The 11504-nt window shown below is 38.1% G+C and carries 11 protein-coding genes; 7 read left to right on the top strand and 4 right to left on the bottom strand.

Going from position 1 to position 11504, the window contains the following annotated elements; translation table 11 throughout:
- Positions 1-53 precede the first annotated feature (53 nt).
- Positions 54-476, bottom strand: coding sequence for a MerR family transcriptional regulator (locus CFY84_RS03570; RefSeq protein WP_088822814.1), 423 nt, complete (start codon positions 474-476; stop codon positions 54-56).
- Between the two features lie 3 nt (positions 477-479).
- Positions 480-929 (bottom strand): SRPBCC domain-containing protein, encoded by a 450-nt coding sequence (locus CFY84_RS11320; protein ID WP_228149586.1) that lies wholly within the window; start codon positions 927-929, stop codon positions 480-482.
- A 256-nt stretch (positions 930-1185) separates the two neighbouring features.
- Here CFY84_RS11320 and CFY84_RS03560 point away from each other — a divergent pair, with 256 nt between their 5' ends.
- Positions 1186-1524, top strand: a complete 339-nt coding sequence (locus CFY84_RS03560) for a hypothetical protein (RefSeq protein WP_088823379.1) — start codon at positions 1186-1188, stop codon at positions 1522-1524.
- 239 nt (positions 1525-1763) lie between these two features.
- A complete protein-coding gene (gene acnB, locus CFY84_RS03555; RefSeq protein ID WP_088822813.1) occupies positions 1764-4403 on the top strand; it encodes a bifunctional aconitate hydratase 2/2-methylisocitrate dehydratase in 2640 nt (879 codons plus the stop codon).
- Between the two features lie 53 nt (positions 4404-4456).
- Here the strand turns inward: acnB and CFY84_RS03550 are convergent, their stop codons facing one another.
- Both CFY84_RS03550 and rbsK read right to left on the bottom strand, forming a co-directional pair.
- Positions 4457-5692, bottom strand: coding sequence for an esterase-like activity of phytase family protein (locus CFY84_RS03550; protein WP_088822812.1), 1236 nt, complete (start codon positions 5690-5692; stop codon positions 4457-4459).
- A 64-nt stretch (positions 5693-5756) separates the two neighbouring features.
- Complete coding sequence (rbsK, locus tag CFY84_RS03545; RefSeq protein WP_088822811.1) at positions 5757-6722, bottom strand: ribokinase; 966 nt, start codon at positions 6720-6722, stop codon at positions 5757-5759.
- A gap of 343 nt (positions 6723-7065) precedes the next feature.
- Between rbsK and CFY84_RS03540 the strand changes: the two genes are divergently transcribed.
- From CFY84_RS03540 to pqqB, 5 genes are all read left to right on the top strand, one after another.
- Entirely contained in the window at positions 7066-8316 is a 1251-nt protein-coding gene (locus CFY84_RS03540) for a NupC/NupG family nucleoside CNT transporter (protein WP_088822810.1), read from the top strand.
- A 93-nt stretch (positions 8317-8409) separates the two neighbouring features.
- Complete coding sequence (locus CFY84_RS03535) at positions 8410-9252, top strand: 2OG-Fe(II) oxygenase family protein (protein WP_088822809.1); 843 nt, start codon at positions 8410-8412, stop codon at positions 9250-9252.
- A 131-nt stretch (positions 9253-9383) separates the two neighbouring features.
- Positions 9384-10334, top strand: coding sequence for a nucleoside hydrolase (locus CFY84_RS03530; protein WP_088822808.1), 951 nt, complete (start codon positions 9384-9386; stop codon positions 10332-10334).
- A 122-nt stretch (positions 10335-10456) separates the two neighbouring features.
- Positions 10457-10531: a pyrroloquinoline quinone precursor peptide PqqA gene (gene pqqA / locus CFY84_RS03525; protein WP_143218770.1), complete on the top strand. Its 75-nt coding sequence runs from the start codon at positions 10457-10459 to the stop codon at positions 10529-10531.
- Between the two features lie 61 nt (positions 10532-10592).
- Complete coding sequence (gene pqqB / locus CFY84_RS03520; protein WP_088822807.1) at positions 10593-11504, top strand: pyrroloquinoline quinone biosynthesis protein PqqB; 912 nt, start codon at positions 10593-10595, stop codon at positions 11502-11504.

The raw sequence follows: 11504 nt of genomic DNA, 5'->3' as shown, positions 1-11504 counted from the left end.
AAAATATTAAGTATTTAAAGCAAAGGCTATGGAGGTAAATTCCATAGCCTTTATTATTTAAGTGGCTTCATTTTGTCATAAAGCAGATTGATGACATGTTCAATATAGGCTTGGTTTTCATCTGGGTTATGTGATTCCACAAAACTTTGAATACTTAACAATTGTTGTTTAGCTGCCAATAAAAATAAAATATGCGCTGTTAAGGCGTCAACTTTGGTCGTTAATAAATGAGCAGAAGCATCTTTACAGTGTGCAGAGGGTATACGCTGATTTAGCTGTAAAACCGAAGCAATTTCTTTAAGCGTAAAGCCAATTGCTTTTAAACAAAGAATGAAGCGAATCTGTTGTTCATTTTCTTGATTATAGTCACGATAACCATTTGAACGGCGTGCAGGGGACAGTAACCCCTGTTCCTCATAAAAGCGTAACGTATCAATGGATACTGCATATTTTTTAGATATTTGCCCAATATTCATAATTTAATGATGACTCTCTAAGTAGTGTTTAAAAGCATGATTCATCTGTTCAAAGTGTGCTTGTGTTGGTTGAATCACTTGACGGTAAAATAAGGGCACCAAAAGCCCGCTAAAATACTCAGATTGGGTAAATAAAGTGCTATTTTTATTAATCGCTTGGCATTTAAATTGGTGATAACCATTAAATAGTCCATGAATGAACAGTTTACCTTTCCATGCTAAAAGACCTTCGCTAAATTGAGTTACTTGAGGTGTCATTTTAAATGTGTGTTGGTGATGGTTTAATGTCACGCTGATTTGTTCATCGACTTGAGTTGGAAATCGATCAAAGTGTAAAAAGTGATTCCAATGTGGGTGTGATGATACAGACTGAAAATGCTGCCATACTTGATCACATGGCCGATCAATAATTACTTGCGTGTTTATCGTTGCTGAGAATAGATGTTTTTTCATGTGATGAACCAAGTTTTTTAAAACCTGAATCATAAGTCTAGACCATACGTCAGACTCAAGTCTTTTCGCTTGTATGCCCATTAAGCATAAAATATGCTTGTAATTGCTATAGACACAGAGATCGGGTGGATTTAACTTGATGGTTTATGTTGCCAAATAGTGCTTGGGTTCAGTAGTATGGCTGCATTGCAAATAGTTATGAAATCTTAGATTCATCATATGATCTGATGAGCATGGTATGGTGATTGGAGAAAATATGAAAAAGTATGTTGTATTTGGCCTCTTGAGTGTGATGGCATTAGCAGGGTGTGCAAAAAAGCAACTTACCCCACAAGAAGAATGGCAAGGCTTTTGTAAAAATATTCCAAGTGCAGCATTTAATGTGATGACTGATCGCCAACAAGGCATTGAAAAAAATGCAGCATTAGAACATATCAAAAAAATTGAAAATGTAGATGCTCAACACTATTTGGCTCAAATTATTGAGCAGGCTTATCAAATTCCAATTTATGAGCAACTAGAGCAAAAAGAAAAATCTATGGAAGATTTCAAGAAAAATCGCTATGAAGAATGTGTAAAACAAACACCTCAATAAATTAAAAAAGTCATCATCAGATGGCTTTTTTTATGGCAATAAGGTGCCTAATCTGATGAAGGCTTTATCTGTTTTTTTCAATTTGATATTTCGCTAGAAAATAACGAGCATCATAAACAAATTTGATTATTGCATTAACTTTTAACTGTAACTTTAGTAAAATTTGCACATCACACGACGACTTACAGATACGGAATTTATAATTTGTAAGTATAAATTTTCAAAAGAGGAAGAACACTGTGCTAGAAGCTTACCGCCAACACGTAACAGAACGTGCCGCACTCGGAATCCCACCTAAGCCATTAGATGAAGTACAAACTGCTGAACTTGTCGAGTTATTAAAAAAACCACCGGCAGGCGAAGAAGCATTCTTGGTAGATTTAATTGAAAATCGTGTTCCTGCAGGTGTTGACCAAGCTGCATATGTTAAAGCCGCTTTTTTAGCAGCTTTGGCCAAAGGTGAAACTACATCACCATTATTAAGTAAAGAACGAGCTGTTTTTTTATTAGGCACCATGCTTGGTGGCTATAATGTGGCGCCATTGGTGGATTTGCTAGACGATCAACACTTAGCAAGCTTGGCTGCTGAAGCATTAAAGAAAACTTTATTGGTCTTTGATGCATTTCATGACATCGCTGATAAAGCCAAAGCAGGCAATGATAAAGCGCAAGCTGTATTACAATCTTGGGCAGATGCTGAATGGTTTACAAGCCGTCCAGATGTCGCTGAAGAAACAAAAGTGACAGTATTTAAAGTCACAGGTGAAACCAATACCGATGACTTATCACCTGCACAAGATGCATGGAGCCGCCCAGACATCCCATTACATGCGACAGCAATGTTAAAAAATGAACGTGATGGGATTACACCTGAAAAACCAGGTGAAATTGGTCCGTTATCGCAAATTCAAGCGCTGATTGCAAAAGGTAATCCAGTTGCATATGTTGGTGATGTTGTAGGTACGGGGTCATCTCGTAAATCAGCAACCAACTCTGTACTTTGGTATTTTGGTGATGATTTACCATTTATTCCAAATAAGAAAGATGGTGGCTTTTGTTTAGGTTCAAAAATAGCCCCTATCTTTTTTAATACAATGGAAGATGCAGGTGCATTGCCGATTGAAATTGATGTCTCTGACATGAATATGGGTGATGAAGTCACCATTAAAATTGATAAAGTGGCTGCAAAAGTAACTGCATTTAAAGACGATCAATTGATTGCAAGTGCTGAGCTTAAAACGCCTGTTATTTTAGATGAAGTCCGTGCAGGCGGTCGAATTAATTTGATTATTGGTCGCGGTTTAACGACAAGAGCAAGAGAGGCTTTGGGTTTAGCACCATCAAACTTATTCCGTCAGCCACAATTGCCTTTAGATTCAGGCAAAGGCTTTACACAAGCACAAAAAATGGTGGGTCGTGCATGTGGTTTAGCAGAAGGGCAAGGGATTCGTCCGGGTACTTATTGTGAGCCACGTATGACGACAGTGGGTTCACAAGATACCACAGGACCAATGACCCGTGACGAGCTTAAAGACTTAGCATGTTTAGGCTTTTCTGCCGATTTAGTGATGCAATCATTTTGTCATACAGCAGCATATCCAAAGCCTGTCGATGTACAAACTCAACATACATTGCCTGACTTCATCATGAACCGTGGTGGTGTTTCATTGCGCCCAGGTGATGGTATTATTCACTCATGGTTAAACCGTATGCTATTGCCAGATACTGTAGGTACAGGTGGTGATTCACATACACGTTTCCCAATAGGAATTTCATTCCCTGCAGGTTCAGGCTTGGTGGCTTTTGCAGCGGCAACAGGCGTGATGCCTTTAGATATGCCTGAGTCTGTGTTGGTTAAATTTAAAGGCAAAATGGCGCCTGGAATTACTTTACGTGATTTAGTCCATGCTATTCCATATTATGCAATTCAAGCAGGCGATTTAACCGTTGAGAAAAAAGGTAAGAAAAATATTTTCTCAGGTCGCATTTTAGAAATTGATTTATCTGAAATGGAAACAGAACTGACTGTTGAACAAGCATTTGAATTATCAGATGCTTCAGCAGAACGTTCAGCAGCAGGATGTTCAATCACATTGTCTGAAGCAAAAGTGGCTGAATATTTACGTTCGAACATTACCATGCTGAAATGGATGATTTCTCAAGGCTATGGCGATGCAAGAACAATGGCTCGCCGTGTTGAAAACATGGAAAAATGGCTTGCAGAACCAAACTTAATTCAAGCAGATCCAGATGCTGAATACACAAAAGTGTATGAAATTGATCTATCAGAGATCACAGAGCCAGTATTATGTTGTCCAAATGATCCTGATGATGCCAAGCTATTGTCTGATGTTGCAGGAGCAAAAATTGACGAAGTCTTTATTGGTTCATGTATGACTAATATTGGTCACTTCCGTGCAGCAGGGAAATTGCTAGATAAAGTACCTGGTGGTTCATTATCTACACGGTTATGGCTTGCACCACCAACACGAATGGATGAACGTCAGTTGATGGAAGAAGGGTTTTATAATACCTACGGACGTGCTGGTGCTCGTACAGAAATGCCAGGCTGTTCATTGTGTATGGGTAACCAAGCACGTGTTGCACCGAATACAACAGTGGTTTCTACCTCAACCCGTAATTTCCCGAACCGTTTAGGTCAAGGCGCTAATGTGTACCTTGCATCTGCAGAGTTAGCATCTGTAGCCGCAGTGCTTGGTAAGTTACCAACGCCTGAAGAGTATCAAAGCTATGCATCGCAAATTGACAGTATGTCATCAGATATTTATAAATATTTAAATTTCGACCAAATGACAGAGTATCAAAATGCGGCATTAAATATTGATACCAAGAAAATATCAGCGGCACAACTCACGTAAAAGCATAAGCAATAAAAAAATCCCTTCAAATTGAAGGGATTTTTTTATTGCTGCTAGCGCAAGGGACGAGGTAGCTGAATTTGAATCATTTCATTTGCATCGACTTCAGAAGGATTACGTCCAGTCGAGAAAGGGTAATTATTGTCGTTGAGTAAGGTTAATTTTTTTGGACTTTCAATAATTAAGCTTTCGATGGTTTCGAATGGCATTTTGAAATCACGTGTAGTACCAATATCACCTGCGGTGTGATTGCTATAGAGAAGATGTGGATTATCAATATGTAGTAGATCAACTAAAGTTTTTCGCTCAACAGGCTGTCCTTTTTGTTTAAGTTTGACCTGAATTAACTTTTTATATGCGCTTTTTTCACCCTGATTGGCGTCACGTTCAATGATAATGCCATCTTTATGACTAAACATTTGAAAGTCACCGATATTCGTGGCGTTTTTATCTAACTCAAAAAAATAATAGTTGGGTGTGTATTGTTTTTTAACAAGATCAAATTGAAAAATCATTAATTGATTTTTTGTTGAAGTGGTTAAAGGCTTTTCTAAAATTGGGTATAAATACCGCTGATTAGGAGACAAAGCCATACCTTCAAAACCACCGCTACGCTGCACTTGTGGTGTGACTGGGTTTTGCGCTGTTCGGTTAAGCTGATTTTGAGGAGATCTGAGCGGGCTGTTGTTATGCGTTGGATCAGGCAAAGAAAACGGTGGGTCGAGTAAAATACCTTCAGCTGAAAAGTGTAATAAATATGGACCAAACTCATCTCCAATCCAAAAACTACCATCTGCAACACGCTGAATTGACTCTGGGTCAAAATCTGCACCTGTTAACAAACGGGCTTCTGTTTGTCCTTGTGTTATACCAAATGGGATGAGACGGTTAGGGTCACGAAGCTGGATGAAATCAAGGACTTTGATTTCACTGTGAGCTTGGGTTTTGGTGCGAAATTCAGGTTTAACACGGTAAATCCGTAATAAAAAATCAGCAGAATTATCTTGGGTGCCATAGCCATTGTCAGGCATCAGTAAATAGCTGCCATCTTTATTTTTAAGTGCTGCAGAAAATCCTTGTACAGGTTGGCTTTTAAATGGTGGTCGAATATTATTTTTTTCTTCGATTTTTGTACCGCTGATAGGACCTGCTGCAAATGTATTGGCAGGCAGCTTTGCAAAAGAAACTAAGGTTGGCTGTTCAATTTTATCGATTGATTTTGCCAATACAGAAGTAGTGAACGCTGTACTTGCCAATAGGCCGATTAAGATAGAAATATGGTTTTTCATAAATATAAGATGAATTTATTAAAGACATATTTCCATCATAGTCATTTAACTTGAAGCTTTGATGTCAGTGGTTGTCATCAGGCAGTAAATTATATTTTTTTAAGAAGGCATCGATTTCAGGTCGCCAAGGAATAGCAGGTTGGCCACCAGCACGTGTTACTGCTAAAGCTGCTGCTGCATTGGCAAATTGGGCCGCATTGGCTTTACTTTGTTGTTCAAGCAATGCTGTGATAAATGCGCCATTAAAGGTATCACCTGCAGCGATAGTATCAATTGCATTGACTTTAAAGCTAGAAATGAGCTGACCATGACCTTCTTCACTTAACCAAACGCCACGTGACCCCATGGTAATAACTACAGTTTTAATGCCTTTACTGTGCAAAATGAATGCTGCATCTGCTGCATCTTCATCACTATGAATCACTTTGCCTGTTAAATGAAATGCTTCTGTTTCATTGGGGGTAATAATATCAACCAACCGCAACAGATCTTCAGATAAATCTTGTGCTGGCGCTGGATTTAAAATGACTGGCACTTCAGCTTGATGAGCAATTTTAGCTGCAAGTAATACACTTTCAAGCGGCGTTTCAAGTTGAAGAAGCAATGCATCTGCGGTTTTAATGGTTTCTTGATGCTGCAGAACATAAGATGGGGTAAGAGCGCTGTTGGCTCCTGAGTAAATTCCAATACAGTTTTCAGCACTCTGATTTACAAAAATTAAAGCAACACCTGTGGCTTGTCCCTCAATCGCAGAAATAGCATCGGTGTTCACTTGATCATGATTTAACTGTGTTTTGATTTGTTCCCCAATACTGTCTTGCCCTACACAGGCAATAAAGTGTATATTCGCGCCACTTCGTCCAGCAGCAACAGCTTGATTTGCACCTTTACCACCAAAAGCGACTTGATAGCGATGTCCTGTGACGGTTTGTCCAGGGTGTGGAAAGTGATTCAAGGCTAAAATGTGATCGGCATTAATGCTGCCGAGAACAACTAATTTTTTTTGATGAGAAGCATTTATAGTATTCATTGATCACTCAAAAAGGGATTTCATTTATTAGGTGGAATCATACTCTGTTTTATTAAATTTTTAATAGCAGTATGTCGAGTGCTTGGTGCGTTCTGATAATTTAACGCCTATTTTAAATTAAATGACGTTTTCTTACACAATGCTTGATAAAAACTTGGCTTGTTTATTTAATCTATTGATAAAATAAACCTTTAGCAAGTTGTTTTGAATTTATTTAGCCTAAGTATGCTGTTGCAAAATGTTGTTTGACGATCAAAGTTTAATTTAAATCACATACTGACTGAACTTCACAGCAGCGTACTGTTGAAAGGAAAAGTAGGTCGACTGTTGTGGAGAGATGAGTATGTTGGAACAACGTGGTTGGCTTGGAATTATTGTTTTACTATTGATTGGTTATTTATTTTCCAATAATAAAAAGCAAATTCGATTACGAACAATTTTACCTGCTTTGGCATTACAGTTTGCATTAGGGATCATCATTTTATATGTACCTTTTGGGCGTCAAATGTTTGAGCAAGTCGCAATTGGGTTTAATAAGCTAATTAGTTATTCTGACGTGGGAAGTTCATTTTTATTTGGTCCATTGGTGGGCGATCAAATGAATAGTGTATTTCATGGTGGCGGATTTATTTTTGCATTTAAAGTCTTACCGACCATTGTGTTTGTGACAGCATTAATTTCAATTTTGTATTACCTCAAAATTATGGGTGTGTTGATCCGTATTTTAGGGGGAGCATTTCAAAAAGTCCTCAATATCAGCAAAGTTGAATCATTTGCTGCAGTAACCACAATTTTTATTGGTCAAAATGAATTACCCGCTGCATTGCGTCCGTTTTTACTTAAAATGAATAAAAATGAATTATTCACAGCCATGTGTAGTGGTATGGCTGCAGTGTCAGGTTCTGTCTTGGTGGGTTATGCAGGTCTTGGTGTGCCAATGATTTACTTATTGGCAGCCTCGTTAATGGCAATTCCGGGCGGTATTTTGTTTGCCCGCTTATTAAGCCCTGCCACTGAAGAATCTACAGTTGAAGTCAACAGCATGGGGTTTGGTGACCATCAACCTGCAAATATTATTGAAGCTGCAGCAAGTGGCTCAATGTTGGGATTGAAAATTGCAGCAGGTGTTGGGACAGTCATTATGGTATTTGTTGGATTGCTTGCCTTATTGAATGGCCTAATTGGCGGTGCAGGCAGTTTAATCGGCGTGTCTGACTTATCTATTCACAGCATTTTTGGTTATGTTCTATCTCCATTGGCATACTTAATGGGAGTAGAGTGGCATGATGCAACATTGGCAGGCTCTTTGTTGGGGCAAAAATTAGCAATTAACGAGTTTGTTGCTTATTTAAGTTTGGCACCACATTTGGCTGATCATAGTATTTCACCGCATACAGCAGCAATTATTTCATTTGGTTTATGTGGATTTGCAAACTTTAGCTCAATTGGTATTGTTATTGGTGCATTTAGTATGGTTGAGCCAAGCTTGACACCGATACTTTCTCGATTGGCTGTTCGTGCTTTATTGGCAGCGACTTTGTCGAATTTAATGAGTGCCACCATTGCAGGTCTGTGTTTGTCATTTACAATGTGATCAAGTCATTTAAATAGATGACGATGCCTTATTTTAATTTAAATACACGTTAAAATATGCTAGGCACAGTCATCTATTCACATGGAGAAAACAATGTACATTGATACTGTCGATTATTGTGATGCACATGCAGCTGAAAAATTTGCGAAGTCACTAAAACAAAGTGGGTTTGCTGTTCTGATTAATCATCCTTTGTCATGGTCAACCATTCAATGTATTTACGATGAGTGGTTAGCGTTTTTTCGCTCAGAAGAAAAATATAACTATGAAGTGACACCGACACAACATGGTGGTTTGTTTACAACAGCCCGTTCTGAAACTGCAAAAGGTCAGACTCAAAAAGATTTAAAAGAATTTTTTCATATTTTTCAGAATGATGTCTATCCTAAAGAAGTTTCAACAACAGCGCTGAATTACTATGACAGTGCACATCAATTGGCAAAAGAATTATTAAGTTGGATTGATATACAGTCGCCATTAGAGATTCAAAATGGTTTTAGCCAGCCCCTTGCACATATGATTGAAGGGTCAAAAAGTTTATTACGCATTTTACGTTATACGCCAATCGAGTCTGATGAGGAATATATACGTGCTGCAGCGCATGAAGATATTAATTTAATTACAATTTTACCTGCAGCAACGGCCAAAGGATTGCAAGTGCAAAGCCAATGTGGTGAATGGATTGATATCCCGCTTGAACCCAACTCACTGATTATTAACATTGGTGATATGCTACAAGAAGCATCACAAGGATATTATCCTTCGACAACCCACCGTGTGGTGAAGCCAAAAGATGAAAAAGAATTAGAGCGTGTTGCGATGCCTTTTTTCTTACAACCAAGAGCAGATGTGGTGTTATCTAAACGGTATACCGCAGGTCAATACCATGCTGAACGCATGAAAGAATTGAAGTTATTTAAAGAGGATCACGTCTAGATAGAACGTGAATCAGATTAGAAATATAAATTTTAATGTGGATTACTTGACTTTAATTGAAGCAAAAATGTCACATTTTAAACTGTATTAATTGTTTTTATGTCTTAATTATAGAGAACGGTAGAGTATTTATGTCATCGACTGCACAAAAAATTATTATTGATACTGATCCAGGTCAAGATGATGGCGTTGCCATTTTATTTGCTTTAGCCAGTAAAGAGCTAGATATTCTTGGCATTACAACTGTTGCAGGCAATGTGCCTTTGGCGCTCACGAGCCAAAATGCACGAATGATTTGTGAGTTAGCAGAACGTACAGATATCAAAATCTTTGTGGGGTGTGATGCACCACTGAATAAACCGTTGGTGACTGCAGAAAATATTCATGGCAAAACAGGCTTAGATGGGATTACATTGCCAGAACCAACTATGCCATTGCAAAGTATGCATTCAGTTGATTTTATTATTGAAACATTACGCCGTGAACCTGAAAAAACAGTGACGTTATGTACATTAGGTCCAATGACCAATATTGCAACTGCGTTTTTAAAGGCACCTGATATTGCACCACGCATTAAAAAAATCATTGCCATGGGCGGCGGATTTTTCGAAGGCGGTAATATTACACCTGCTGCCGAATTTAATATGTTTGTTGATCCTGATGCTGCCAAAATTGTACTTGCCGCAGGTGTAGATCTGACCTTAGTGCCACTTGATGTCACTCATTTTGCTTTAACGAGTCAAGAGTGGATTAAAAATTTAAGAGCATTAAATACCAAAGTAGGCGAAGCTGTTGCATCTTGGACTGATTTCTTTGAGCGTTATGATAAAGAAAAATATGGTTCAGCAGGGGCACCATTACATGATCCTTGTGTGATTGGTTATTTATTACGTCCTGAATTATTTACCGGACGTCATATTAATGTTGAGATTGAAACAGAGAGTCCTTTAACTGCAGGTGCAACTGTTGCAGATTGGTGGCGTGTGACAGGACGACCAGCCAATGCATTTTTCTTAAATACCATTGATCGAGACGGTTTTTTTGAACTTTTAACCGAACGTTTAAGTCTTTATAAGTATTAAGGAATTACGCATATAGTAACAAAATATGTCAAAGTGTATTCAGGCATATCTTTTTATGTACAATGAAATCTCACAATAACTTAGCAGCTATTATTAGCATGCAAATAGACGGAGAATTGGACATGCAATGGACTAAACCTTCATATACAGACCTACGTATCGGCTTTGAAGTAACTATGTACTTCGAACACCGTTAATTTTACAATTGTACATAAGCCCTAGAAATTCTAGGGCTTATGTTTTTATAAGTGAGTTGTTATGTATATATATGTTTTAGGTTCAGCCGCAGGTGGTGGTTTTCCGCAATGGAACTGTAATTGTGTAAATTGCTCAGGTGTACGTCATGGCACATTAAATGCAAAAACACGGACACAATCTTCAATTGCTGTTTCTGAAAATGGCATTGATTGGGTGTTATTTAATGCATCGCCTGATATTCGCCAACAGTTATTTGATTTTAAAGCAGCACAACCAGCACGTGCACTTAGAGACACCGGAATTAAAAGTGTAGTATTGATGGACAGCCAAGTCGATCATACAACAGGTCTCTTAACATTGCGTGAAGGATGCCCGATTGATGTGTGGTGTACAGAGATGGTACATCAAGATTTAACATCAGGGTTTCCAATTTTTAATATGCTTAAACATTGGAATGGTGGATTACAGCATCATCAAATTAATCCGCATCAAAGCTTTAAAATAAAAGATTTTGACCAGCTTGAATTCATTCCATTAATTATTCGTAGTGCTGCACCGCCTTATTCCCCACATCGTAATGATCCGCATGATGGTGATAATATTGCCATGATCATTAAAGACCATAAAACACAAAAGCAGCTTTTTTATGCGCCAGGTTTAGGTAAAATTGATGATGAAGTTATGGCAATTATGGCAGCGTCAGATTGTGTCATGATTGATGGTACATTGTGGTCAGACCATGAAATGCAAGAGCGTGGTGTAGGAACCAAAACAGGCCAAGATATGGGCCATTTGTATATTTATGGCGAAGGCGGTTCATTGTCTTATTTAGACCAATTAGATAAACCAAAAAAAGTGTATATTCATATCAATAATACCAACCCAATTTTAGATGAAGACTCAGAACAATTTGCAATACTTAAAAAACATGAGGTTGAGGTCGCATTTGATGGTATGACCATCGAATTATAA

The organism is Acinetobacter apis, assembly GCF_900197575.1.
Taxonomy (GTDB): domain Bacteria; phylum Pseudomonadota; class Gammaproteobacteria; order Pseudomonadales; family Moraxellaceae; genus Acinetobacter; species Acinetobacter apis.
Note: the sequence above shows the minus strand (reverse complement) of the source record. Positions and strands in the feature narration are given on the sequence as shown.